The sequence below is a fragment of the Methylobacterium sp. CM6257 genome, from assembly GCF_054611515.1.
The window spans coordinates 6,683,334-6,707,778 of the sequence record NZ_CM137735.1 but is presented as its reverse complement, the minus strand read 5'-3'; the positions used below and the strand labels follow the sequence as shown (position 1 = coordinate 6,707,778).

Genomic DNA, 24,445 nt, shown 5'->3' with positions numbered 1-24,445 from the left:
TCTGCCAGGATCGGGACGGTGCCCGATCGCTTCCGGCACAGCGATGCGCCGAAAGGCTTTGCGCCTCTCAACACCGATGCAGGAAGACCGCCCCCGCAAGTCTTCACTCAAACGCGATACGAACTTATGACGAGACGTCCATGAATTCACATCGGGCAGGGTTTTCCGCCTGGAAGCACGATTTCGTTCTGGCCGTTGTAGACTTCACCTCCGCGGACCGGCCAGATCTTCTTATACCGGAAAGTCCACCGGGCCATTGACGAGAAGAGCGGGAAGACGGGGCGATACGTCATCGTCACCTCCGACATCACGAAGCGATCACCCTTCCTGTCCATGCCGGCGGGCGGGGGCCCGAGGGAGGAGCCGGCCGCGCGAGCCTGCCCGTTGGATTGCGCGCTTGAACAGACCTGGGTCGTCGCGACGGTGCCGTTCTGATAGGTGCCGCCCACGGTAAGCACGATGCTCGCGCTGGTCACATCGTACGGGTTGGAGATCACGCCCGCGACCGAGAAGACCGGGGAGAGGTCCGTGTAGCTTCCGCGGGAGATGAGATCCGCCATCGTGGCCGCAGCATTGTCGAGCCGCTTCCCGATCATATAGGCGCGGGGCAGCTCGATCGACGCCATGAATATCAAGAGCAGGATCGGCGCGATCAGGCTGAACTCGACAGCGCTGACCCCATCCCTGCTGCCCGCGAAGCCGATCAGGCCGGTGCGGATACTCCCGTTCAGCACGGCTTCGGCTCGTAGTCCTCGGCCCGGAATATCTCGGTGGCCACCAGCATCTGCGACTTGTCGGACATGATCCGGCCGGTGAAATCCAGCATCTGGAACAGGCGCATCACCGGAACCGCGACGCGCACCGTGACCGTGTCGCCACCCTGGGGACAGTCGAAGCGCGTGCCGAAGCCGACCGCCCAGGTCTTCGTGGTCCGGTCGAACGGCTCAGCCGGTTTCGAGGTCGAGAAGGAGGTCGCCCGCGAGACGTCGAGGCGCAAGTCCGTGCATGGAAACAGAATCGATGGGCCGCTGCAGACGATCCTTCGGAAGCGCTGGCTGGGGTCGCTTCCATCGGCGCCATCCTGGAAGATCCCGGTCCGCAATTGGCGGACCCCGCGGTCGACAGCGATGTCCAGCGTCTGCTGCTCCAGCGCGACGAGACCGGATTCCGCCACGACGACGAGCAAGGCCAGGAAGGGGCCCGCGAGAAGCGCGAACTCCACCGCGGACGCGCCGGCCCGGTGACGCGCGAAGCGCCGCACGCGCGTCTCGCACAGAGCGGCCGCACGTCTCAGCGCGGGGATGGGCAGGCCGATCCGGATGGATGCACCCGGCCAAGCCGCCGCCCCCCCTGGGGTCGCCGCCTCCGAACACGCCTCCCGCTCGTCGGCGCCGGCAGCCGCCGCGATGGGCGGGTGCCGCGGACCGGAAGTCACGAGACGCCTCAGGATGCCTGTCATGACGATTGAACTCTGCAGGTCGCGCCCCTGCGCCGTCTCTTCGCGGGAGCCCGATCTGCCCCGACGATACCCGCCGCTCGTTTAGAAAAGGTTCCGGACGAACAAGACGCGAAGTGTTTTCAGGAAGCGCACCAGCAAATCCGGACCCGCCGCCCCACAGAGCGGCTTTTTGCCCCGCAGCACGGGCCGCTGCCCGAATAACCCGGACCAGTTTTCGATACCGGCAAGCACAAGTAATCTACTGTTTACGAAGATTCATCGATCCATCACGGCGCGATGGAACCCGAGGGCCGGCCAAGCGGCCGCGACATGCGCGAGGCGACGAATTCTTTAAGAGCCCGGCATATTCATCGAGACCGGCGGCCCGCTGGGACGTCCGCTGCGGCGACAGCCCGGCCGGGAGGATGGCACCATTCGTCACCTGTGGCGCACGTTCCGGGACGCCTCGCGCGCCCTGTCAGATCGGTCCGGGACCGTAGCGGTGACCTTCGGGCTCAGCGCGATGGTCCTGCTCGGCCTCACCGGCGGCATCGATCACGCGCGCCTCTCGTCGCGGCGTAGCCAGCTCCAGAACGCGGCCGACGCCGGTGCCCTGGCGGCGGGCAATTACCTCAAGCTGGCCGTCTCCACCTCGGCGGCCGCCAAGGGCATCGTCGAGGACACTGTCCGCTCGCAGGCCGCCCCCCGCCCCGAGATCCCCTACGCCCTTCAGGCTGATGTCGCGCCCGACAAGACGAGCGTTGCCGTCACGGTTGACGAGACCGTCAGGCGCGTCTTCGGCGGCATCGTCGGCAAGATGCGCCTGTGCCTGCTGACCCTCGGACCCGCCGCACCGGGCGCCTTCCAGCTGGAGAAGAACGCCGAGTCGACCGCACAGGATTGCTCGCTCTACGGGAACTCGACGAATCCGCAGGGCATGGTCGGCAAGCAGGTGAACCTCTACCAGGGGCCGAACCTCTATCTGAACGCAAACTACGATGCGACGAGCGTGCCAGTGCCGAAGGGCATCGGGCCGCTGTCGGGCAAGCTCCTCTCGCAACAGGCGGGGCAGTGATGCCGAACCTCTGCCGATGGCCCGTCGCCTGGGAGTGACACGGTGCTCGCGCTGATCCTCGACGATTCCGAGATGAACAACCTGCTGGTCGTGCAGGCGCTCAAGCCGGTGGCCGATTGCGAGCCCGTGGCCTTCACCTGCCCCGTGGAGGCCCTCGCCTTCCTGCGGGCGAACGTCGACCGGATCGGGATCGTCGTCACCGACTACGACATGCCGGGCCTGACGGGCCTCGACGTGATCGCGGCCGCGCGGGCCGTTCCGGGCTTCGCCCACGTGCCGATCGTCATGGTCACGAGCCTGGACCAGCGCAGCCTGCGCCACCAGGCCCTGCGCGCCGGAGCGACGGACTTCCTCGGCAAGCCTTGCGATCCCGTCGAGATCCAGGCGCGTGTCAGCAACCTCATGAAGATCAGCGCGGCGCACCGGCAGGATCAGGACCGGGCCGCATGGCTGGCGCGCGAGGTCGCGGCGGCAGTCTCGGTGATCGAGGCGCGGGAGCGCGAGATCATCACCCTGCTGATGCGCGCCGCCGAGCAGCGCGACACCGATACCGGCGACCACATCGCCCGGGTGGCGGGCTATGTCGGGGTCATCGCCCGGAACCTCGGCTTCGACCCGCCGTACATCCAGGCCCTGACGCTCGCCTCCACGATGCACGACGTGGGCAAGATCGGCGTCCCGGACTCGATCCTGCTCAAGCGGGGACCGCTCTCCCCCGACGAGCGCGCCGAGATGGAGAAGCACGCCGAGCGCGGGCGGCGGATCCTCGAAGGCAGCACCTCGGACGTCGTGCGGCTCGCCGCCGAGATCGCCGAGAGCCACCACGAGCGCTGGGACGGGACGGGCTACCCCAAGGGCTTGCGCGGCGAAGCGATCCCGCTCTCCGGCCGGATCGTCGCGGTGGCCGATGTCTTCGACGCCCTGGTGACAGAGCGCCCCTACAAGGCGGCGTGGCCGCTCGAGCGCGCGCGGGCCCACATGGCGGACCAGGCGGGCCTTCATTTCGACCCGCGCTGCATCGACGCCTTCCTCAGCGGCTGGGACGCGGTGGCGCAGACCTGGATCCGGTCCGCCGCCTGATCCGGGTCCGGCCCGCACCGACACCGCCCCGATCACCTCCCGACCCCATCCCACACAGGAGCGCACCGTGCAGCTCGCCTGGCTCAAGCCGAGACGCTCCCTGGCCGGCCGGCTCGCCCTGGCCGTCACCGGCGCCGTCACGGCGGCGCTCATCCTGGCGGCGGCCCTGTCGGTCTGGCGCGAGGTCGCCCGCTACGCGGCCGACAAGCACGATGCGCTCGAAGCCGTCGCCGAGGTCTTCGCCGAGGGTGGGGCCCGGGCGACCGCGGAGAACGACGAGACGGCGGCGGCCGCATCGCTTCGGGCCATCGGCCAGGTGCGGTTGTCCATCGTCTACGGAGCGATCGAGCGGCTCGACGGATCCGTCCTCGCCGAGCAGGGTATCGGCCTGCGCCTGACCCGGGACGCCGCCCTCGACGGCGAGGATCTGTCCCTCCTGCGCATGCTCGCCACCCGCACCCTGCAGGCGGAGGCGCCGATCAAGGACAACGGACGCGTGATCGGCCGCGTCGTCCTGATCGGCGAGACCGAGGGGCTCCTCACGCATATCTGGACGGCCGGGCAGAACGGGGCGCTGGCGGCGCTGCTGGCCGTCGCCATCGGGATCGGCGTGTCCCTGTACCTGCAGCGGAGCGTGACGCGCCCGCTGGCCGCGCTGGCCCGCACGATGGACGCGGTGCGCCTCCGCCACGACTACGCGCAACGCGCTCCGGTGACGAGCGACGATGAGGTCGGCGCGCTGGCGCGCACGTTCAACGACCTCCTCTCGGCCGTCAACGAGCGCGATCATCGCCTCGCCGCCCACAGCGCCCACCTCGAAGCGGAGGTCCGCGCCCGGACGGCGGATCTGAGCGAGGCCAAGCAGGCCGCCGAGACGGCCAACGCGGCCAAGTCGACCTTCCTGGCCACGATGAGCCACGAGATCCGGACGCCGATGAACGGCGTCCTCGTGATGGCGGAATTGCTGGCGGGCTCGGACCTGCCGCCGCGCCAGCGGCGCTATGCCGACGTGATCGCCCGCTCCGGCCAGTCGCTGTTGGCGATCCTGAACGACATCCTCGACTTCGCCAAGGTCGAGGCCGGCAAGCTCGACCTTGAGCGCGTGGCCGTGAACCCGGCCGACATCGCCGATACCGTGGTCACGCTGTTCGCCGAGCGCGCCCGGGGGGTGGGCCTCGACCTCGCGGTCTCCGTCGCCCCCGAGGTCCCGCGGGCCATCGTCGGCGACCCGGTCCGCCTCGGGCAGGTGGTGAGCAACTTCGTGTCGAACGCGCTGAAGTTCACCGAGACCGGACACGTCTCCGTCCGGATGACGATCGATCCCACGGATGGATTCCTGGTCATCGCCGTCACCGATACCGGGATCGGCATTGCGCAGGACAAGCTGGCCACGATCTTCTCGGCCTTCTCGCAGGCCGACCAATCCACGACCCGACGCTTCGGCGGCACCGGCCTCGGGCTCTCGATCGCCCAGCGCCTGATCGAGGCGATGGGCGGCAGCGTGGCCGTCGCGAGCCGCGTCGGCGAAGGTTCGACGTTCTCGGCGCGCATCCCCGTGGAGGCGGTCGAACCCGCCCGCCCGGTGGCGCGCCTGGCCGAGGTGCCGGCCAGGGTGGTCCTGCGCGCGGCCGGCCCGGCGACTCGGGCGGCCCTCGCCTCGGACCTGCGGGCGGCCGGGTTCGAACCGGCCGAGGCGGCGGACGGGGCCGGCGCCCATTGGATCCTCGACGCCGCGTCCCTGGTGGCGCTGGGCCGTCGGCCGGAGGGGGCGGCGCGCGTGCTCGCCCTCGGCGCGCCGGGCGACGGGTCCGCCGAGCGGGCGCAGCGGGCCGGGCTCGCGGACGAGGTTCTGCGCTGGCCGGTGATCCAGGCGGATTGGCAGCCCGTCCTCGCCGCCCTCGCGGCGGGCCGGACCTTCGCGCCGCCCGCCGGGCGCGCGGATCCGGCCGAGCTGCTGCCGCGCTTCCCGCAAGCGCGCGTGCTCGTGGCGGACGACAGCGCGGTCAACCGCGAGGTCGCCCGCGAGGCCCTGGCGCGCTGCGGGGTCACGGAGGTCGTGGCGGTCGAGGACGGGGCCGCGGCGGTGGCGGAAGCGGCCGCGCAGCGTTTCGACCTGGTCCTGATGGACGGCAGCATGCCGGTCCTCGACGGCTTCGCCGCGGCCCGGGCCATCCGGGAGCGCGAGGCCGCCACCGGCCGCCCGCGGACCCCGATCATCGCCCTGACCGCCCATGTCCTCGGCGAGGCCGCGGAGACCGCGGAAGCGGCCGGCATGGACGGGATGCTCCTGAAGCCCTTCACGCTGAAGCAGCTTGCCGCCCTCTTGGAGCGTCACACCCCCGCGCACCGGGAGGCGGCCCCGGCGCCGGTCGAACCGGCGGGGCAGGACCGGCCCGAGGTGGAGGCGCCAGACCACGGCGCTCTGCTCGATGGGGAGGTGCTGGACGGGCTGCTCGGTCTCGGAGACGGCGCCTTCCTGGACCGCATCCTCGACCTCTACCGCCGACAGGCTCCTCTGGCGCTGTCCGCCCTGCGGTCGGCCCTGGCGGCCTCGGATCAGCCGGGCATCGCCAAGGCCGCGCACAGCCTCAAATCTATGAGCGCCAATATCGGCGCGCGGGCGCTGGCCGAACGGCTGGGAACCATCGAGCAGGAGGCCCGGAACACGGCCTATGCCGGATCGCCGGCCGAATGCGACGCCCTGGAGACTCTGCTCGGTGCGACGATGCGGGGGCTCGAAGCGCGGACCCAGGTCCGGAGGACAGCGGCCTAGGGCCATTCCCGGTCCCCTTGGGGACCGACCGGACGGCAGCGGAGGCGCTGCCGCAGGCTGTGGCGCGGGTCCCCTCTCCCGGAGGGACACATTGAGGGCTGTGTCCTCTCCGGACAGTTCTCGGCCTGCTCCCGCACAGCGCTCTGACCCGGCGATGCATCAACCCGCAGCGCCGCAGGTCCGGCGCGCCGTCTCTGCACGGCGGCCTTTTGCACATGTGTACAAATCTGTCCTTGTGGGCTCGTACGATATCTACACCTCGGACGACCATGGTGGGCGGATAGACGCGCCGATCACCGCAACGGATTCGCAAGGTCTGGTCGTCTAGATCCTCCGGCAGCCACGCTGCACACGGACGAAGTGGACCGGCCTTGAAACCATGGGGGAGATGAGCCGCGCAATGCTTGCGGGACCATCCGGCAGCGCCCCCCTTCGGAGGCTCTGCGGACCGCGAGCCTTTTCCTGCAGCCGCAGCGGCGCCGCAGCGGTCGAATTCGCCCTGGTGGCGATGCCTTTCCTGGCCCTCGTCGGCGCCACCCTTGAGGCCGGCGTCACCTATTTCGCGCAAGAGATCCTTCAGCAGGCGGTGACGGATGCGGGCCGCCAGATCTACACGGGCCAGTTCCAGGCGGCCAATGCCAGCGTCACCGACACCGCGACGCTGCTCAACAATTTCCGCACCGCCATGTGCTACCCCGGTGGCAAGGCGCGTATCACGGTCTTCCCCTGCGCCAGCGTCCGGGTCAGCATCACGAAGGCGGCGAGCTTCGGCTCCGCCACACCGGTGCAGGCGACAGCGACGAACCCGAAGACCGGGGTCTCGGACTGGAACGCGGGCTTTGGATCGTACGCGTGCGCGCGCGCGAGCGACGTGATGGTCGTTCAAGCCGCGGTCGATCTGCCGGTCTATTTCCCCCTGCTCGGTGCCGCCTACGCCACGCTGCCCAATCGACGGCGCGTCATCCAGGCGGCCACCGTCTTCCAGGTCGAGCCGTTCAACTCGACCGCCGTTTGCCCGTCCGGCTCGTGAGCGGGTCCGCCGTGCCATACCCCGCCGGGCTCTGGGCGCGCTTCCGGAGCGACGCGCACGGGCTAGCAGCCATCGAGTTCGCGATGGTCCTGCCCCTGCTGATCGCGCTCTATTTCGGGCTGACGGAGCTCGTGCGCGCCGTCGACACCAGCCGCAAGACGACAATCTATGCGCGCACGATCGCCGACCTCTCGGGACGCGCCACCAATGGCAGCCCGACGGCGGACGACATGGCCGCCATCCTCAGCGCGGCCGGCGCGATCCTGCGGCCGTACCCGACGACGAACCTCCAGGTCGCCGTGCATGCCATGGGCATCGAGAGCGTCTCCGGGTCCCTCGTCGGCGGCGTCTGTTCCAGTTATCCGCAGAACGCCCGCCCTGTCCTGACCCTCAACGGCAACAGCGGCCTCCCGCCGACACCCGCGACCTTCCAGTACGACGGCGCCCGCTACATCCTGGTCGAGGTCTCGCTCTCCTACGCGCCGATCATCGGCCCGGCGCTCTTCCAATCCATCTTCGGCACGAGGGGGCTGGTGTTCAGCCGGCAGGTGTCCTGGGCGCAGCGCCTCGACAAGGGCGAGGTGGTCATGCCGGGAGGCTCGAAGTGCCCGACGTTCTGATCCGCCTGCGAACTTGGCTCGGCACGGGCGCGCGGCCGGAGGCAACCGGTCCCCTCGCCCGCTTCGCGCGCGCGCGGCGCGGCCAGGTGGCGATCCTCTTCGCGCTCCTGGCCGTCCCGATGCTGTTCGCCGCCGGGGCGGCCATCGATTACGGTCGGCGCAACGCCGCCAAGGCGCAGCTCGATGTGGCGGTCGACGCCGCGCTCCTGGGCGTGATCACCCAGAAGACCAACACGATCACCGACGACATGCTCGCCCGCGCGGATGCGCAGTTCAGGGCGGACGCGGCGAAGGTTCCGGGGGTCACGATCACCTCGTTCAAACTGATCCCGGCGCCGGGCGTCACGCAGGTCGGCCTCACCGCCAGCTACACCGCCACCGTGCAGACGACGCTGAGCGGCATGATGAACGTCGTGACGATGAACATCGCCGGCCAGTCGGGCAGCGTCCGCAACGTCGCGCAGTACATCGACTTCTACCTGCTCCTGGACAACTCGCCGTCGATGGGGCTCGCCGCCACCGCCGCCGACATCTCCAACATGCAGCGCGTCACATCGCCGGCCTGCGCCTTCGCCTGCCATCTCCTGAACAGCAACGGCACCGAGAACATCAACGACAACTACAACATCGCCAAGCGCAACAACATCAAGCTCCGGATCCAGGTCCTGCGCGACGCCGTAACGAACCTGGTCTCATCCGCCAAGGCGAGCATGAGCCTGACGCAGCAGTTCCGAATGGAGATGTGGACGTTCAGCGACATACAAACGAGGCTGATACAGTTGACGCCGTCGCTCGATCAGGTCAGTTCCGCGGCGAGCAAGATCGACCTAGCGTATTCCTATCAGGATCAGCGCGACAACCAGACCGCCTACGAGCGGGCCATGGCGAAGATGACCAGCACGATCCCGGCCAGCGGCAACGGCGTGACCGCCACCGCCCCGATCCGATTCCTGTTCTTCGTCACCGACGGCGTCCAAGACACGCCCATCGACGGCAAGATGAGCAATCAGAGCTCCGGCTTCAAGATCAACAGCAACCGGTTCATCAGCCCCATCAGCCCCTCGACCTGCCAGGCGATGAAGGACAACAATATCAGGATCGGCATCATCTACACGCAATATCTGCCATTGTATAGCAACAGTTTCTATAACTCCTATGTAAAACCTTTCGAAAACAACATCGGCCCGCTGCTGAAGAGCTGCGCGACGGACGGCCTCTACTTCCCCGTGTCGACCGATGGCGACATCAATCAAGCGATGCAGCAGTTGTTCAGCGCGGCGCTCGCCTCGGTGCGCATCACCAATTGATGCGCGCGAGAGAGGCGGCCCGCTTCCCGGTGCGCGCTTCGCCGATCATCCGCCGACGGCCGACAGGTTCCGCAGAGCGCCGCCCTTCGCCGGCGGGCCGCCTTACGGCTCTAGCCTCCGGGCGCCGGAAGGCGGCCCGCCGATCAGGAGGCCCGGACCAGGTGCAGCGCGCCCTTCTGCACCAGCGCCGGCCCGGTCTGCGGGTTGGCGCTGCGGGTCTGATTGCGGCCGCCGTTCTTGGCCGCGTAGAGGGCGTCGTCGGCCAGGCGATACAGGTCCGGCTGAGGGCCGGCCCGCCGCCCGCCCGGCACCGCGCAGGCGAGCCCGATGCTCACCGTGACGGCGCCCGCCTCGATCCCCGCCGATCCGGTCGCCAGCATCGAGACCTCGGCGTGGACCCGCTCGGCGATGCGCAGGGCGCCGGCTTCGTCGGTATCGGGGAGGAGGATGGCGAATTCCTCGCTGCCGATGCGGCTGACGAGATCCTCGGGACGGTGCACGCTCGCGCAGAGGCGGCGCGCCAGCCCCTTCAGGACCTCGTCGCCCACGAGGTTCCCGTAGCGGTCGTTGTAGCGCTTGAAATGGTCCGCATCGACGATGAGGAGCGCCGGCGGATGGGCCTTGCGCCGCCTCCAGGGCAACCCCGAACCTGTCCTCGAAGCAGCGCCGGTTCGGCAGGCCGGTCAGGACGTCCGTCCGCGACAGCGCGGCGGGTTCGGCCTGCACCGCCTCGCGGCGGCGCAGTTCCCGTCGAACAGCAGCGACAGCGCGATCGTGAGACCGTAGAGCACCAGCACGACGGCGCCGATGACGCGGGCCTTGGCGCGCCACTCCCGTTCCACCTCCGTGGTGGACAGGGCCACGTTCAGGATCAGCGGCAGGGATCCGATGCGTGTGAAGGTGTAGTATCGCTCGACTCCGCCGCTTGCGCGCCGACCCGGTGGAGTCGGAACCGTTCGCTGGCAGACGGGCAGCCGGCGTGGTCAGCCGAGGATCTCGGTCAGGGCGAGCACCAGTTCCCGCGCCACGAACGGCTCACATGAGGAGTCGATGTGCAAGGGATCTCATCCGGTCATGAGTGATCTCCTGGCGTGTTCCAGATCGCAGGTCCGAGCCCGATGGGTGAAGCGGCCGCAGCGGACGCGCTCAAGCTCACATGCGGTCGCCGATCGATCTCGGCTGCACCATGATCCCGCATCCGGCGGGCCGAGCTCAGGAGGACGAGACCATTCTTAACTGCGGCGGCTGAGGCCATACCGTTCGTCGGTTCGTCCACCTGGATCCGCCAAGGCTTCTCGTGCCTCGGTGGATTGAGAGGGATTGCAGTCGCTCTCGGTCAGACGCTCTTCATCGCAGCGCCCTCGATGACCACACCTGCCGTCACATACTTCCAGAGCGCGACGAGAAGCTTGCGGGCGAGAGCCACGATGGCGATCTTTTTCATGCGCCCGCCGGTGCGCTTGACCCGGTCGTGGTACCAGCGCGACAGGGCCGAACCTGGCTGATGGCGGAGCCAGAGCCAGGCCAGTTCGACAAGTGTCGCGCGCAGGCGTGGATTGCCGGCCTTCGACACGCCTTGCTCGTGATCAATCGAGCCACTCTGCCAAGGCGTTGGCGCCAAGCCCGCGTAGGCGGCAAGCTGGCGACGATTCTCAAAGCGCCGGAACAACCCTTCAGACCAGAGCACACCGGCAAAGCCGGGACCGACACCTTTCAAGTCGAGAAGCATGGCCGCTGCCGCACGCTGTGGTGTGGCCGCACGCTCGGCCGCCACGAGTGCGTCGCGCGCGGCGCGCACGTCATCGATCTGCTCGATCAGCAGCTCGATAAGACCGAGTTCGCGTTCGATCATCGCCTTGAGGTACCGCGGGAGCGGCCGGCCATCGCCGGTCCGCAACGCCTCAAGCCGTTCGCGCCTGTCCGACCGACGGGGATCGTAGTCGGTGATACCCTGCGCAAACAGCACGCCTCGGAGCCGGTTGACGTGCCGGACACGCTCGCTGATGAGCGTTCGAAGTTCGCGGCACAGCCGGCGGCGATCCTCCTCCTCAGGCGTGGGCGCCCGGACCATCGCGCACACGCGCGGCTCTCCGCGCTTGTAGGCCAGCAGCGTACGGACCAGGGCTTCGCCATCGATCCGGTCGGTCTTGGCCCGTCGCCTGCGCCTTGAGGTGGCGACGGAGGCGGCGTCAACAACGTGGCTCTCGATGCCCTTGCCCTCGAGCACGCGGTGCAGCCAGAAGCCGTCGAGCCCGGCCTCCTGGATCACCACGACGGGGAACAGCTTGCCGGTGCGCGCCCGAGCTCGCGCCCGTAGGTCAGCCAGTCGGCTGAGCAGGCCCGCGGCATCACCACCGCGCACCACGTGCCGGGACATCTTCTGGCCGGCTCCAGGAGAGAGCGACGTCACCAACCACGTTGCGCGGCTGAGTTCGAGCGAGACGAAGATCGCCGCGAGATCGACCCGGATAGGCTCGGGCGCACCGCCAACATCAGGAGAAAGGCTCACGTTCACCTCCATGAAGAGCGTCAGGCCGTCCATCCTGCTGAAGCGCCGCCTGATCGCCACCTCCTCATGGGATCTTCTCCAGCCGCGGCCGGTTCCGGTAGATCGAGGTGTCGGCGAGCTTCACGTCGCCCGTGGCGAACAGGTACGGCACGCCCAGCACGCCGAGCTTGTCGGCTACCGGGTAGGCGTCATCGCCCTCGCCCAGATTGACGTCGAGCACCGCCGCGTCGGGGCGGAGCGCCTCGATCAGGTCGAGGGCCTGATCAGCGCTCGGCACCGGGCCGAGCACCTCGGAGCCGGCCGCCAGCAGCCAGCGCTTCACCTCGCTGGCGATCAGGTACTCGTCCTCGACAACCAGGATCCGGCGGCCGGTGAGAGGAGCATCAGCGCGGGACATCGGCCCTCCGGACGTCATCGACCAGGATACGGCATGTTAACCGGGCCACGCGGCTCCGCGTTCAACCAGGTCAGGAGACCGGCATCTCGATCCGGCAGCGCACGCCGTCCTCGCCCAGCGTGTACTCGACCTCGGCCCGCAGCGCGTAGGCCAGGGCTTCCTGGATCAGCTCGGTGCCGTAGCCGCGCCGCGGCGTCTCGGCGACGCGCAGGTCGACGCCGCTCTCGATCCAGTCCAGGGCGAGCCGGCGGTGCCCGCGCCGGTCGAGCAGCACCTCCCAGGTGATGGCCAGCCGGCCGGAATCGCCGTTGAGCGCCCCGTACTTCACCGCGTTGGTGGTCAGCTCGTGCAGGGCCAGCGCGAAGTTCTGCACCTGCCGCGCCCTGAGATCCGTTGCCGGCCCCGCGATCGTAATGCGGGACGTCGTGTCGTCCGCGTAGGCGGCGAGTTCGGCCCGCACCAGGGTCCCGACCTCGACGGTGTCGTTGTTGCCCTGGCTGAGCAGCCCCTGCGCCCGGCTGAGCGCCTGCAACCGCTCCTCGAAAGCCTCGACCGATCCGCCCCGCTTCACCGTCCGGTCCGCCACCGCGGAGACGACGCCGAGCAGGTTGCGCGCCCGGTGCTGCAACTCGTTGACCAGAACCTCCTGCCGGGCCTGGAGCTGGCGGATCGCGTCGATGTCGGTGGAGGTGCCGAGCCACTCCACGGTCCGGCCCGAAGCATCCCGCACCGGCAGCGACCGGCTGTGATGCCAGAGCCAAGCCCCGTCCGAGGCGCGCCGCACCCGGTACTCGACGTTGAGGATGCCATCGAGCCCCGCCCGCTCCCAGGCTTGCGTCGCCGCCTCGCGATCCTCCGGGTGGACAGCGTCGAGCCAGCCCAGTCCGGTGCACTCCTGCTGGGTCTGGCCGGTGTAGGACAGCCATTGCGGGCTTCCCCACGCCCATCGCCCCCCGTCGGCCGAACGCCAGACGAGCTGCGGGATGCCCTCGATCAGCGCCCTCTGGCGCGTCTCGCTCACCCGCAGGGCCTCGTCGGCCCTCCGTCGGTTCGTTGTGTTCTGGCCGATCTTCAGGAACCCGCGCAGGGACCCGTCGGCGTGGTGCAGGGCCCGGGTGGTGCCCTCGATGAACACCCGCGAGCCGTCCTTGCGCATATGCCAGCGCACGTTCGGCGCCGAGCCGCTTCGGCGGGCCTCCTCCAGCTCCTTCTCGTCCTCGCGGCTCCTCTGGTCCTCCGGCGTGTACAGGATGCTGCCCGGCTGCCCGATCACCTCGTCGGCGGTCCAGCCGAACACGGCCTCCGCGCTGGGATACCAATCGGTGATCCGGTTCTCGGGATCGAGGGTGAAGATCGCGTGGTCCCGGGCGTTCTCGACGACGAGCCGGAACCGCTCCTGGCTCTCCCGCAGGTCCGTCTCGGTCCGCTTGCGCGCGGTGATGTCGACGAAGGTGATGACCACTCCGGCGATGAAGTTGTCGACGCTGCGGTAGGGCAGGACCCGCACGAGGTAGTGCGCGTCGGCGGCGCTCTCGATCTCCCGCTCGGCGGCCGCCAGGGTCCGCAGCACCCGCCGGGCATCGGCCTGAAGATCCTCGTAGGCGATGCGCGACTTGATGTGGCCGATCGGCCGGCCGACATCGGTCTCGACGAGATGGAAGATCTCGGTGACCGCCGGGGTGAAGTTCGTCACCCGCAGCTCGTTGTCGAGGAAGACCGTGGCGATCTGCGTGCTCTCGAGGAAGTTCTTCAGGTCGCTGTTGGTCCGCCCGAGTTCCTGCACCCGCAGGCTGAGCTCGCCGTTGACGGTGGTCAGCTCCTCGTTGAGCGACTGCAGCTCCTCCTTGGAGGTCTGAAGCTCCTCGTTGGCGGATTGCAGCTCCTCATTGAGGGACTGGTACTCCTCGTTGGAGGCCTTCAGCTCCTCGCCGGTGGCCTCCGCCTCCTCGGCGGTCGCCTGGAGCCGCTCCCGGGTGTCGCGCAGCTCCGCCTCGATCTGCTGGATGTAGGCCTGCTGGTCGGAGGATATGGTCCTGGCGGCGATCTGCCCCCGTTCCGGCGCCGCGCGGCCATCCTTGAACAGAACGACGTAGTTCCGGACGGTCCCGGACGCCGTCCCGACGGGTTCGACGACGAGGTCGACGACGAGGTTCTGTCCGTCCTGCCCGATGCGCCTGTCGTCGAGCTCGACGGTCTCGCCGCTCTCGTCCGCGCGCGTCAGGGCCTCGCGCACGTCGAGGCGCAGGTCGGGATGGATGAGCTGCAGCAGGTTCAGCGTCGCCGCCCCGCCCACCGGATCGAGGTAGCGGCCCGTCCGGGCGGAGAAATGCAGGACGTTGTACCCGTCGTCGACGATGACGTAGGCCGGCGCGTAGCGCTCCGCGAAGCGCTCGGCGCGCTGAGCCAGGGACGGCTCGATCGTGCCGATCTGCGGCGCGCTGGGAACCGGCGGCTTCTCGACCGGGGAGGCCACCGTGAACGGGAAGTTGGGCAGTGCCCGGCCGGGTGAATCCAGGCGGCGGAACACCCGCGAGCGGGCTTCAACCGGCGCGAACAGGTTCGTGTGGCGGGAGACGTTCTCGGAATTGCCCAGAAACAGCACGCCGCCCGGCCTCAGAGAGAAGTGGAACAGCGGGATCACCTGGTTCTGCAGCTCGGCGTCGAGATAGATCAGCAGGTTGCGGCAGGAGACGAGGTCGAGGCGCGAGAACGGGGCGTCCTTGATGATGCTGTGCTGCGAGAAGATGCACATCTCCCGCAACTCCTTGACCACGCAATAGGTGTTGCCCTCCTTCACGAACCAGCGCGCCAGCCGCTCGGGCGCCATGTCGCCCGCGATGGTGGCGGCGTAGCGTGCGGCGCGCGCGGACGCGAGCGCCCGGCCGTCGAGGTCGGTGGCGAAGATCTGCACCATCGGCACCTCGTCGAGGGTGGCCATGTGCTCGCGCATCAGAATGCCCAGTGAGTAGGCTTCCTCGCCGGTGGAGCAGCCGATCACCCAGACGCGGATCCGGTCATTCCGGCTCCGGCCCGCGAACAGCTCGGGGATCACCTCGCGGGCGAGCAGCTCGAACTCGCGCGGGTCGCGGAAGAACTGGGTGACGCCGATCAGGAGGTCGTTGAAGAGGTCCTGCGCCTCCTCGGGCCGCTCGCGCAGCAGGTCCAGGTAGGCGGCCATGGTGTTCGCCTGGACGACCTGCATGCGCCGCTGGATCCGGCGCAGGAACGTGCCGGGCTTGTAGCCGTGGAAGTCGTGGCCGGTCCGCTTGCGCAGCACCGCCGCGATGCTCGCCAGTGTCGCCGCGGTGTCGGCGGCATCGGGACGGGGCGGGCCGGCGGACAGGATCTGGCGGACCCCGTCCCGGATCCGCTCCGCGAGCCGGTCGATGGGCAGCACGGCGTCGGCCAGCGCGGCGGGATGGTTGCCGTATGAGAGCTCGCCGGAGCCGGTCTCCTCGGTCTCCTCCGCGAAGGCGAGCCCGCCCGCCTCCTTCACCGCCTTGACGCCCAGGGTCCCGTCGGCGCCCGTCCCCCCAGGATCACCGCGATGCTGTGGCCGTCCTCGTCACCGGCCAGCGCCACGAGGAAGCTGTCGATGGTGCCGCGGGCGCCGGGCCGCTGCTCCGCGGGCTGGATCCGGAACCGCCCGTGCTCCAGGCTCACGATCACGTCGGGATCGGGCAGGTAGATCTTCCCAGCCGTCAGCGGAGCGTCATGCGCGACGGCGCCCGGCTCGTGTCCGGCTTCGCGCAGGGCCCGCAGGAACGCCTCCGTGTCCAGCGCCTCGCGGTGCTGCAGCACGATGACCAGCGCCGTGTCGGGTTGCGGCGTGATCTGCCGCAGAAGGTTCAGGAGCGCCTGCGGGCTCGCGGCCGACGCGCAGAGGGCGACCACGGCGGCCCTGCCGTCGTGTGATGCCGCATCGGTCGAGGACCTCACCATCTCTGCGTCTTTCCCGGGCTCATGAACGCGGCCGGCTCCCATGCCGGAAGAGCGGGGCGGTCCTTACGTCACGCCTCCTGCGCACCCTCATTACCCGAGAGCTCCGACGGGGGCAGGGAGAGAAGGACGGCTTTCCGGATCGTTTCGGCATGTGCGCGGTACTCGGCCGCACGCATCTCGTACATATCCGCCAGGGCGGGCCGCCCGGCCTTGCGCCCGTCCTCGGCCATGCGCCGGACGAGCTCGGCCCGCTCCTCGACGATGCGGAGCGCGACCCGCAGGGCCTCGTCCACTGCGTTCTCCTGCTCCTTGGCCACCACCTCGGCCGTGAAGGCGTGGCCGACCTGGCAGCGGAAGCGGAGCGAGCTGGTGCCCTGCATCGTCGAGAGGACGCCGCCGCATTGCGGGCAGGACAGTGCAACGGGAGTGCCGATGCGGCGGATCACGTCGCTGCCGACCCGCGCCCCCGCCGCAATGTCGACCTCCAGGCGGATCTCCGGCGGCACCGGCCTCGGCGGCCCCGCGGGATCGCGCACGAGGTCCGAGAGCACGTCCCCGATGCGGGTGGCCGACAGGGTGAGGTCCACCTCCAGCGCCGAGAGCGCGCTGCGCGGCATCTCGTCGGCGATCGCGTCCACCGGGTCCTGCACGAGGGCGAGGCCGCCGCAGCGCTTGATCGCCTCTAGGCCGGCGGTCCCGTCGTTGAGGAGGCCGCTCAGGAGCACGCCGATCACCCGGGGACCGTAGGCCACGGCCGCCGAGCGGAACAGCGGGTCGATGGAGGGCCGGGCCATGTTCTCGCGGGGACCATGACCGAGCTTGATCCGCCCGTCCGCCAGGATGAGATGCGAATCCGGCACGCCCAGGTAGATGTTGCCCGGGCTGACCGTCATGCCGTCCGCCGCCGGGTGGACCGGCAGGTGGGCTGCCGCGGACGTCACGGTCGCGAGCAGGCCCAGGCTGCGGGCCGGGATGTGGACCACGACGAACACCGCCGCGGGCAGATCCTTCGGCAGGGCGTTCAGGATCGTCTTGAGGGGCGCTGTTGAGCCGGAGGATCCGCCGATGACGATGATGTCGCGATTGGTCATGCTGCGTCGCTCTCCGCCCCCAGGTGGAACGCCGCAACAGGCACCTTGGATCTCGGAACCGGGCTTAGCGGGTCTCGGATTTGCCGGACGGCCGCGTCTGCGCCGCTGGAGCGCGGACCAGGGGCTTGGTCTGTTCCAACAGCTCGCGCGAGCGCTGGAGAGCCTCCCGGGACGTCTCGATGAGCCATCGATCGTAGCCGGCCGGCGGCCGGCTTCTGGAGGAAAGATCTGTCACGGCGGCACTCCTCGCACGGCAGGCGGGAGCACGCGTCTCTCTCAGCTACCAACGCCCAGACATGCAACGGCCGGTAGTATCGACAGCATGCGCCTCGCTGACAGGAAAGTCCAATGCCGATGCGGAAGCCGCTTCGGCGGGCGTCCTAGGCCGATTTCAGCCGGCGGATGGCGCGCAGGATCTCCTGACGGTGCGCATGCCACTGCGCGAGCGTCGCCTGCAGGGTGGCGAGGAGGTCCTCGGCGCGGCGCGTGTCGCGGCCCTTGAGCCGCATCGCGTGGATCCGCAGCTCCTGCGCGCTGACCCGCTGCTGGCCGGCGGCGATGTCCTGCTCGGCCTTGACGAGGAGCGCCTGTTCTTGGTCGAGCGTGAGCATGGGACGGCAAGCCCCGCGGAACCGACACTCTACCCGCGTTGGCGCGCTGCAACAATCCGCGGGCCTCCGGGTGCAAGCACAGATTTCGGCGGAGAGCGTTCTAGGCGGCGACCGGGGCCGCGTCCTGCTTAGGCTCGGGCAAGCGCATGTGGCGGTAGGCGTGGCGGGTGAGGACGCGGCCGCGGGGGGTGCGCTGCACGAAGCCGCGCTGGATGAGATAGGGCTCGATGATGTCCTCGATCGCATCCCGCGGCTCCGACAAGGCCGCCCCGATCGTCTCGATCCCCACCGGTCCGCCCCCGAACGCGGTCGCGATCAGGCTCAGGTACTTGCGGTCCATCACGTCCAGACCCGCCCCGTCCACGTCGAGCAGCTGCAGCGCCCGGTCGGCGATCGCCCGCGTCACCGTCTCGGCCTCGGCCACCACGGCAAAGTCCCGCACCCGCCGCAGCAGACGCCCGGCGATCCGCGGCGTGCCGCGCGCGCGCCGGGCGATCTCGTTGGCGCCCTCCGCCGACATGCCCAGGCCCAGCACCCGCGCCCCGCGCGCCACGATCTGCTCCAGCTCGTCGATCTCGTAGAATTCCAGCCGGATCGGAATGCCGAACCGGTCGCGCAACGGCGTGGTCAGCAGCCCCGCCCGGGTGGTGGCGCCCACCAGCGTGAACTTGGGCAGCTCGATCTTGACCGAGCGCGCCGCCGGCCCTTCGCCGATGATCAGGTCGAGCTGGTAATCCTCCATGGCCGGGTAGAGGATCTCCTCGACCGCCGGGTTGAGCCGGTGGATCTCGTCGATGAACAGCACGTCGCGCTCTTCCAGGTTGGTGAGCTGCGCGGCCAGATCCCCGGCCTTGGCAATCACCGGCCCGGAGGTCGAGCGGAAGTTCACCCCAAGCTCGCGCGCCACAATCTGGGCGAGCGTGGTCTTGCCCAGACCCGGCGGGCCGACAAACAGCACGTGGTCCAGCGCCTGCCCGGTCTTCTTCGCCGCCTCGATGAAGATCTGCATGTTGGCCCGCGCCGCACGCTGCCCGATAAACTCGGACAGGCTCAGCGGACGGATCGTCTGATCCACGTCCTCGGCGCCCGCGTCGGCCTTCGACGGAGCTAAGGGCAGCTGCCGGAGCGACTTCATCTGCGCCTCCCTCAGGCCGCCGCCTTCACCCGGTCCATCGCCGGCTCGAAGGGCTGCACGAGGACGCGCCGCCCGGTCAGGTCGTGCACGCTGACGCGCCACTCGGACCAGTCGGACCGGTTCGCCAGCGAGAGCCGCACGTCGGCCGCAACCTGACGCGCCCGCGCGATCAGGCGCGACGTCGCGCGAACCTCCGTGCCGCGCGCGTCGAACACGCATTCGAGACCGTTGGTGCAGTGGAACCGGTAGCGTGCCATCCGCCATTCCTCCTTTCGCCGCTCGGTGCGGCGCTCACCTCTGTTCACTATATGTTCTGTTTTTCGGGGGATCCAGCCCCGGCGAAGCGTCGCAGCCCGTGCCGCCGTCACGCCGCCTCCTCGATGAGGGCGGCCGCGCTCCCGGAAACCCCGGACGGGGCTTCCGGATTGATTGCCGCGTGTCGCGGCGGGTGCCGTGCGACGCGCTGAGGATGAGAGACGGACGATGGAACGCTCGCTTGGTTTCGGTGTCGCCCTCCTGACAGCCGGCGCGCTCGCGGGGGCCGCTCCCGCGGCTCGGGCCGAGGGTGCCCTCGTCGTGGCCCAGACCCAGCTCCACAATCCGCCGGATTCGCACGAGCCGCAGAGAGCCCAGGTGGAGTTGCGGAACACCGGGCCGGCTCCGGCGGCGAACGTGACCGTCCACTGCACCTTCACGGGCGCCGGCGGTTCGGTCCTCGACACGCAGACGGTCACGGTGGCGACCATCGCGGGCGGAGCCGACGCCCACGCCGAGGCGATCTATTACGGCTGGCCCAGAGCGACCGGCGCGGCCTGCCGGCTCGCCGAATCACATTAGCCGTTCCTGCCGCGGAGATCGTCCATCCAAAGCCCGCGCGCGTGTCGGGGCAACCGGCACCGGAGCCGCATCGAAAGCGCCATTTTTGCCGCACGCCCCAGAAATCGCGAGCTGACAACAAGTATCCACGCCGTAAGCACTCCTCCGGCCGGCCGCGGGCATTGACCAGCCGGCGCCGCTCTCGAACGATGGTGGTGACCCCGTGTGGCCTGTGCTGGCGTTGCCGAGGTGGGGATTGCCCGTGATTCGTTCGCTCCTCGTCACGCTCGCCCTCCTCGCCGCGACGGCCGCCCAGGCCCAGGTCGGCGCCGGCAATGGGATCGGTAATTCCGGAGCCGGCAACGGCAACGGCAACGGCAACGGTAGCAACAACACGCTCGCCGCCGCCGCCGCGGCCGGCTCGTCGAGTTCGGTGAGCATCGGGGGCAGCGGCAGCGGCCGGAACACGCCGGGCGTGTGGGCGCCGGGGCTCGCGGCGGCGGGCATCGAGAGCTGCCTCGGCAGCGCGAGCGTCGGCGGGGCCGGTCCGGGCATCGGCGTCACCATCGGCGGCACCCTGACCGACAAGGGCTGCAACCTGCGCCTCTATGCCCGGACCCTGTACAGCCTCGGCCACAGGGTCGCGGCCACGCAGATCCTGTGCAACGATCCCGACGTCGCCCTGGCGCTCGCCGTCGAGGGGGTGCGCTGCCTCGCTGGTCCTGGGGCCGAGACGCAGCGGGCCGTGGGGTTTTCCCCGACCGAGGGCTACGCGACGGCGGCGGAGAGCGAACCTGACCTCCGGTCCGAGCCCGTCGATCTCCTGCCCCGCGCCGTTCCAGCGAAGCGGCGCCGGCGCCCCCATGCGGAGAGCGGCCGCCGGCCGGCTCCGGCCGCTACCGCGCGGGCCGGGACGTCAGGGCGCGCGGGGGCCGTGCAGGGACCGGCGTCGCCAGGCGGGGCGTGAGCAGCATCGCGATCTGGGTCCTGTTGTGGAGCCCGAACTTGCGCATGATGTTGCCGATATGCGTCTTCACCGTATTGGTCGAGATGCCCATCTCGTAGGCGATGCTGTCGTTCTGCGCGCCCTGCGCGATGTGCAGGATGATCTCCTGCTCCCGCGCGGTCAGGGTGACGCGGGTGTCGGCGAGAGCAAGTCGCGCGCACGTCTGGACCATCGTTACCTCCTTCTGCGCCGGAGCATGCCCGACGGGACCAATCATTCCATCTTGAGGGCTTCGACCGGATCGAGCCGGGAGGCTCTGTGGGCCGGGTAGTAACCGAAGAACAGGCCGACGAGCGCCGAGAACCCCACTGACAGGAAGATCGCCTGCGCGTCGATGATCGTCGCCCAGCCCGCCGACCGGGCGACGGTCAGCGAGACGGCGGTGCCGACGAGGACGCCGATGAGGCCGCCCAGCAGGCAGAGCACCAGGGCTTCGGCCAGGAACTGCAGGCGGATGTCCCGGCCTCGCGCGCCGACCGCGCGCCGGATGCCGATCTCGCGGGTTCGCTCGGTGACGGTGACGGTCATGATGTTCATGATGCTGATGCCGCCCACCAGCAGTGAGACGCCGGCCACCGAGGTGAGCAGCAGCGCGATGGTGCGGGTGGCGCCGCGCTGGGCATCCATGGCGGCGGCGGGATCGGAGACCTTGAAGTCGTCCTCCTGGCCCTCGGCGATGCGGTGGCGCTGGCGCAGGAGCCCTTCGATCTCCGTGCGCGCCCGGCCCATCGCCTCGTCGGAGACGGCTTTGGCGATGATGTAGGCGACGGCGTCGCGGTTGACCCCGCTGGCGCTGCCCAGGAAGCGCAGCTTGGCCGTCTCCAGCGGCACGAACACGACGTCGTCCTGGTCCGGCCCCTTGGGATCGAGCACGCCCACCACCTCGAAGGGCACGCTCATGATCCGCACCTCCGCCCCGACCGGGTTGTCGCGCCCGAACAGCTCCTTGGCCACGACGCTGCCGAGGATGGCGACCTTGGCGGCGGTGGTCTGCTCGGTGCCGTTGAAGCTGCGGCCGCGCGCCAGCAGCCAGTCGCGCACGAGGAAGTGCCCGTTGGTGGTGCCGTTGACGGTGGTGTTCCAGTTCCGGTTCTCGCGCACGATCTGGGCCGTGCCCGACAGCGATCCGGCCGCGGCGCGCACCTGCGGCACCTGCGCGAGGATGGCCTCGACATCGCCCTCGGTGAGCGTCAGCCGGGTCCCCGCCTTGAGCCGGACGCCGTCCTTCCGGGCGGTGCCGGGATTGATCATCAGGACGTTGGCGCCGACCGCGCGGATCTGGTCGGCGACCCGCCCCTGCGCGCCGCTGCCGATGGCCAGGACCGTCACCACCGAGGCCACGCCGATGACAATGCCCAGCATCGTCAGAAAGCTGCGCATCGGGTTCAGACGCAGGGAACGCAGGGCGACGAGGAGGGACTGGGACAGGTTCATGCGGCCTCCGCCCGCCCGAAGCCCTGGCGCACGTCGTCGATGACCCGGCCGTCGCGCAGGTGGATCGTGCGCGCGCACCGGGCCGCAACGGCGGCGTCGTGGGTGATCATCACGACGGTCTGACCGTGCCGGTTGAGCTGGCGGAACAGATCGAGGATCTCAGCACCGGTCCGGCTGTCGAGCGCTCCGGTCGGCTCGTCCGCGAGAAGAACCGCCGGATCGCCCACCAGGGCGCGGGCGATCGCCACCCGCTGCTGCTCGCCGCCGGAGAGCTGCGAGGGGAAATGCCGCTCCCGGACCGACATGCCCACCGCTTCCAGGGCGGCGCGGGCGCGCAGCCGCCGCAGGCGCGGCACCACGCCGGCATAGATGAGCGGCAGCTCGACATTCTCCACCGCGGTGCTGCGCGGGAGCAAGTTGTAGGACTGGAACACGAAGCCGATCCAGTCCCGGCGCATCCGGGCCCGGGCGTCGTCGGATAGGCGCGCCGTATCCTCGCCGTCGAGGCGGATCGAGCCGGAGGTGGGGCGGTCGAGGAGCCCGACCATGTTCATCAGGGTGCTCTTGCCCGATCCCGACGGGCCCATGATGGCGACGCACTCCCCTGCCTCGACGCCAAGCGAGACGTCGCGGACCACCGGAACCGACATGGTCCCGACCCGGAACGTCCGGTGGACGGATTCGAGCGCGAGGAGCGGCATTGTCAGAACCCCAGCCGCACGCCGAACAGGCGGCGGCCCGTCGGCGCCTCGGCCTGGCCGACCACCACCTCGCTGCCCTCGGCGAGGCTCCCCGCCGCCCGGAGCGCGACCAGGTCGGCACTCATCGCGCCGGTCTCCACCCGGACCGCCTCCAGGCTGCCGTCGGCCGCCCGCACCCAGACCGCGGGCGCGGCCGGATCGCGCGGCGCGCTGCCCTCCGGGCGGAACCGCAGGGCCGCCAGCGGCACCTTGAGGACGTTCTCCTCCTTGTGGATCGTCAGCTTCACCAGCGCGGTCATCCCGGGCAGCAGCAGGCCGTCGCGGTTGTCGGTCTTCAACACCACCGTGTAGGTGACCACGTTCTGCGTCACGAGCGGCGCCTTGCGGACCTGCCGGACCACCGCCTGGAAGCGGCGGCCCGGATAGGCGTCCACCCCGAAGGTGGCGCGCTGCCCGGCCGCGATCCGGCCGATGTCGGTCTCGTCCACGCGGGCATGGACCTCCATCTCGGCGAGGTTCTTGGCGATGGTGAAGGCGGTCCGGACCTCCAGGCCCGCCGCGAGCGTCTGCCCCTGGTTGACGAGGCGGCCGACCACGACGCCGTCGGTGGGCGAGCGGATCACCGTCCGGTCGAGGTCGATCTCGGCGCCGCGCAGGCTCGCCTGCCGCTGGGGCACGGCGGCGCGGGCCTGGGCCAGCTCCGCCTCCAGGCGGCGGACCTCCGCGACGGCGGCGTCCACCGCGAAGCCGTTGAGCTCGAGCACCGCACTCGCCTCGCGGGTCAGGGCCTTGCGGGAGGCGAGGTCGGTCTGCGCCTCCTCGAGGGCGGCGGGCGAGGCGACCTCGCGGGTGCGCAGGGCGACCTTGCGCTCGAGGGTGCGCTCGGCGGCGAGCTGCTGGGCCTGCGCGCTCTCGAGCTTGGCCTGGAGCACCGCCTTGGTGCCGCGGGCGTTGTCGAGGTCGGTCCGGGCCCGGTCGAGCCGGGCCTGCTGGACCTTGACGTTGGCCACCGCCATGTCGAGGGCGGCGCGGTTCTCCTCGACCTTGGCGATGAAGCTGCGCGGATCGAGTTCGGCGAGCGGGTCGCCGAGATGGACCCGGTCGTTGAAGTCGACGTGCAGCTTGGCGATCTGTCCCGCCAGCTGCGAGCCGACCTCGACCGTGTCGACCGGCTGCACGGTGCCGGTGGCGGTGATGAGCTGCTCCAGCGAGCCGCGCTGGATCGGAGCCGTGATGAAGTGGCCCGCCTCGGGCGCCGGAACAGCCAGCTCCTTGACCACCGCCGCGGCGGCGGCCGGCGACCCGCGCTGCGCGGCACCGAAGCCGCCGAGATCGGGATTCGCGTAAGCGAGCAGGGCGAAGGCGGCGGCGGCCGCGACGCCGAGCGTCATCAGGTTGTCGGGCAACCATCGCGCCACGTGCGAGACCTCCCGCCTGTCCGCGCCGCGGCCCCGATGAAATCCGGGCCCCGAAGCGGCGG

General features: G+C 70.0%; 22 protein-coding genes and 1 pseudogene. 8 read left to right on the top strand and 15 right to left on the bottom strand.

From position 1 onward, the window contains the following. Positions 1–146 precede the first annotated feature (146 nt). Complete coding sequence (locus tag ACYCO6_RS32710; RefSeq protein ID WP_459767219.1) at positions 147–734, bottom strand: TadE/TadG family type IV pilus assembly protein; 588 nt, start codon at positions 732–734, stop codon at positions 147–149. Beyond that, entirely contained in the window at positions 728–1,459 is a 732-nt protein-coding gene (locus ACYCO6_RS32705) for a TadE/TadG family type IV pilus assembly protein (protein WP_459767217.1), read from the bottom strand. Before ACYCO6_RS32705 ends, ACYCO6_RS32710 begins: the two co-directional genes overlap by 7 nt. A 481-nt stretch (positions 1,460–1,940) precedes the next feature. Between ACYCO6_RS32705 and ACYCO6_RS32700 the strand changes: the two genes are divergently transcribed. From ACYCO6_RS32700 to ACYCO6_RS32675, 6 genes are all read left to right on the top strand, one after another. Next, on the top strand, positions 1,941–2,513 hold the full coding sequence (locus ACYCO6_RS32700) for a pilus assembly protein TadG-related protein (RefSeq protein WP_459767215.1): 573 nt from the start codon (positions 1,941–1,943) through the stop codon (positions 2,511–2,513). A 42-nt stretch (positions 2,514–2,555) separates the two neighbouring features. Further along, entirely contained in the window at positions 2,556–3,593 is a 1,038-nt protein-coding gene (locus ACYCO6_RS32695; RefSeq protein WP_459767213.1) for an HD-GYP domain-containing protein, read from the top strand. A gap of 67 nt (positions 3,594–3,660) precedes the next feature. Further along, positions 3,661–6,366: an ATP-binding protein gene (locus ACYCO6_RS32690; RefSeq protein WP_459767211.1), complete on the top strand. Its 2,706-nt coding sequence runs from the start codon at positions 3,661–3,663 to the stop codon at positions 6,364–6,366. Between the two features lie 400 nt (positions 6,367–6,766). Continuing rightward, positions 6,767–7,396, top strand: a complete 630-nt coding sequence (locus ACYCO6_RS32685; RefSeq protein WP_459767209.1) for a TadE/TadG family type IV pilus assembly protein — start codon at positions 6,767–6,769, stop codon at positions 7,394–7,396. A gap of 11 nt (positions 7,397–7,407) precedes the next feature. After that, positions 7,408–8,016, top strand: a complete 609-nt coding sequence (locus ACYCO6_RS32680; RefSeq protein WP_459767207.1) for a TadE/TadG family type IV pilus assembly protein — start codon at positions 7,408–7,410, stop codon at positions 8,014–8,016. A gap of 5 nt (positions 8,017–8,021) precedes the next feature. Further along, on the top strand, positions 8,022–9,323 hold the full coding sequence (locus tag ACYCO6_RS32675; protein ID WP_459773827.1) for a TadE/TadG family type IV pilus assembly protein: 1,302 nt from the start codon (positions 8,022–8,024) through the stop codon (positions 9,321–9,323). 143 nt (positions 9,324–9,466) lie between these two features. On the opposite strand, the pseudogene ACYCO6_RS32670 reads toward ACYCO6_RS32675, so the two are convergent. The 9 genes and pseudogenes from ACYCO6_RS32670 to ACYCO6_RS32630 all read right to left on the bottom strand — a co-directional run. Beyond that, a pseudogene (locus tag ACYCO6_RS32670) lies at positions 9,467–10,243 on the bottom strand (diguanylate cyclase); the annotation flags it as partial. A 416-nt stretch (positions 10,244–10,659) separates the two neighbouring features. Then, the gene (locus ACYCO6_RS32665; RefSeq protein WP_459773400.1) at positions 10,660–11,844 is read right to left on the bottom strand and encodes an IS110 family RNA-guided transposase; all 1,185 of its coding nucleotides are present in this window, start codon (positions 11,842–11,844) and stop codon (positions 10,660–10,662) included. Positions 11,845–11,896: 52 nt separating this feature from the next. After that, positions 11,897–12,229 carry a response regulator gene (locus ACYCO6_RS32660; protein ID WP_459767205.1) on the bottom strand — a complete coding sequence of 111 codons (333 nt, stop codon included), beginning with the start codon at positions 12,227–12,229 and terminating at the stop codon, positions 11,897–11,899. A gap of 70 nt (positions 12,230–12,299) precedes the next feature. Beyond that, complete coding sequence (locus ACYCO6_RS32655; protein ID WP_459767203.1) at positions 12,300–15,725, bottom strand: CheR family methyltransferase; 3,426 nt, start codon at positions 15,723–15,725, stop codon at positions 12,300–12,302. Continuing rightward, positions 15,722–16,171: a chemotaxis protein CheB gene (locus tag ACYCO6_RS32650; protein ID WP_459767200.1), complete on the bottom strand. Its 450-nt coding sequence runs from the start codon at positions 16,169–16,171 to the stop codon at positions 15,722–15,724. Before ACYCO6_RS32650 ends, ACYCO6_RS32655 begins: the two co-directional genes overlap by 4 nt. 68 nt (positions 16,172–16,239) lie before the next feature. Continuing rightward, positions 16,240–17,262: a chemotaxis protein CheB gene (locus ACYCO6_RS32645; protein WP_459767198.1), complete on the bottom strand. Its 1,023-nt coding sequence runs from the start codon at positions 17,260–17,262 to the stop codon at positions 16,240–16,242. Between the two features lie 380 nt (positions 17,263–17,642). Continuing rightward, positions 17,643–17,873 (bottom strand): hypothetical protein, encoded by a 231-nt coding sequence (locus ACYCO6_RS32640; protein ID WP_459767196.1) that lies wholly within the window; start codon positions 17,871–17,873, stop codon positions 17,643–17,645. A 100-nt stretch (positions 17,874–17,973) separates the two neighbouring features. Then, the gene (gene ruvB / locus ACYCO6_RS32635) at positions 17,974–19,008 is read right to left on the bottom strand and encodes a Holliday junction branch migration DNA helicase RuvB (protein ID WP_459767194.1); all 1,035 of its coding nucleotides are present in this window, start codon (positions 19,006–19,008) and stop codon (positions 17,974–17,976) included. Positions 19,009–19,019: 11 nt separating this feature from the next. Then, positions 19,020–19,265: a DUF6894 family protein gene (locus ACYCO6_RS32630; RefSeq protein WP_459767192.1), complete on the bottom strand. Its 246-nt coding sequence runs from the start codon at positions 19,263–19,265 to the stop codon at positions 19,020–19,022. 226 nt (positions 19,266–19,491) lie between these two features. Between ACYCO6_RS32630 and ACYCO6_RS32625 the strand changes: the two genes are divergently transcribed. Continuing rightward, complete coding sequence (locus ACYCO6_RS32625) at positions 19,492–19,845, top strand: hypothetical protein (protein WP_459767190.1); 354 nt, start codon at positions 19,492–19,494, stop codon at positions 19,843–19,845. Positions 19,846–20,086: 241 nt separating this feature from the next. Beyond that, positions 20,087–20,791, top strand: a complete 705-nt coding sequence (locus tag ACYCO6_RS32620; protein WP_459767188.1) for a hypothetical protein — start codon at positions 20,087–20,089, stop codon at positions 20,789–20,791. Here ACYCO6_RS32620 and ACYCO6_RS32615 read toward each other — a convergent pair. From ACYCO6_RS32615 to ACYCO6_RS32600, 4 genes are read right to left on the bottom strand one after another with little or no spacing between them, the layout of a single operon-like run. Further along, the gene (locus ACYCO6_RS32615; RefSeq protein ID WP_459767185.1) at positions 20,721–21,002 is read right to left on the bottom strand and encodes a response regulator transcription factor; all 282 of its coding nucleotides are present in this window, start codon (positions 21,000–21,002) and stop codon (positions 20,721–20,723) included. The genes ACYCO6_RS32620 and ACYCO6_RS32615 overlap by 71 nt on opposite strands. A 41-nt stretch (positions 21,003–21,043) precedes the next feature. After that, positions 21,044–22,264, bottom strand: coding sequence for an ABC transporter permease (locus tag ACYCO6_RS32610; protein ID WP_459767183.1), 1,221 nt, complete (start codon positions 22,262–22,264; stop codon positions 21,044–21,046). Beyond that, on the bottom strand, positions 22,261–22,965 hold the full coding sequence (locus tag ACYCO6_RS32605) for an ABC transporter ATP-binding protein (RefSeq protein WP_459767181.1): 705 nt from the start codon (positions 22,963–22,965) through the stop codon (positions 22,261–22,263). The genes ACYCO6_RS32610 and ACYCO6_RS32605 overlap by 4 nt, the downstream gene beginning before the upstream one ends. Before the next feature lie 2 nt (positions 22,966–22,967). Continuing rightward, the gene (locus ACYCO6_RS32600; protein WP_459767179.1) at positions 22,968–24,383 is read right to left on the bottom strand and encodes an efflux RND transporter periplasmic adaptor subunit; all 1,416 of its coding nucleotides are present in this window, start codon (positions 24,381–24,383) and stop codon (positions 22,968–22,970) included. Between the last annotated feature and the right edge of the window lie 62 nt (positions 24,384–24,445).

What these genes read in the sequence shown, in the direction of transcription:
- ACYCO6_RS32705 (WP_459767217.1), bottom strand. Translation starts at nt 1,459, where the DNA reads ATGACAGGCATCCTGAGGCGTCTCGTGACTTCCGGTCCGCGGCACCCG.
- ACYCO6_RS32605 (WP_459767181.1), bottom strand. Translation starts at nt 22,965, where the DNA reads ATGCCGCTCCTCGCGCTCGAATCCGTCCACCGGACGTTCCGGGTCGGG.
- ACYCO6_RS32630 (WP_459767192.1), bottom strand. Translation starts at nt 19,265, where the DNA reads ATGGCACGCTACCGGTTCCACTGCACCAACGGTCTCGAATGCGTGTTC.
- ACYCO6_RS32660 (WP_459767205.1), bottom strand. Translation starts at nt 12,229, where the DNA reads ATGTCCCGCGCTGATGCTCCTCTCACCGGCCGCCGGATCCTGGTTGTC.
- ACYCO6_RS32665 (WP_459773400.1), bottom strand. Translation starts at nt 11,844, where the DNA reads ATGGAGGTGAACGTGAGCCTTTCTCCTGATGTTGGCGGTGCGCCCGAG.
- ACYCO6_RS32645 (WP_459767198.1), bottom strand. Translation starts at nt 17,262, where the DNA reads ATGACCAATCGCGACATCATCGTCATCGGCGGATCCTCCGGCTCAACA.
- ruvB (WP_459767194.1), bottom strand. Translation starts at nt 19,008, where the DNA reads ATGAAGTCGCTCCGGCAGCTGCCCTTAGCTCCGTCGAAGGCCGACGCG.
- ACYCO6_RS32615 (WP_459767185.1), bottom strand. Translation starts at nt 21,002, where the DNA reads ATGGTCCAGACGTGCGCGCGACTTGCTCTCGCCGACACCCGCGTCACC.
- ACYCO6_RS32625 (WP_459767190.1), top strand. Translation starts at nt 19,492, where the DNA reads ATGGAACGCTCGCTTGGTTTCGGTGTCGCCCTCCTGACAGCCGGCGCG.
- ACYCO6_RS32640 (WP_459767196.1), bottom strand. Translation starts at nt 17,873, where the DNA reads ATGCTCACGCTCGACCAAGAACAGGCGCTCCTCGTCAAGGCCGAGCAG.
- ACYCO6_RS32685 (WP_459767209.1), top strand. Translation starts at nt 6,767, where the DNA reads ATGCTTGCGGGACCATCCGGCAGCGCCCCCCTTCGGAGGCTCTGCGGA.
- ACYCO6_RS32650 (WP_459767200.1), bottom strand. Translation starts at nt 16,171, where the DNA reads ATGGTGAGGTCCTCGACCGATGCGGCATCACACGACGGCAGGGCCGCC.
- ACYCO6_RS32610 (WP_459767183.1), bottom strand. Translation starts at nt 22,264, where the DNA reads ATGAACCTGTCCCAGTCCCTCCTCGTCGCCCTGCGTTCCCTGCGTCTG.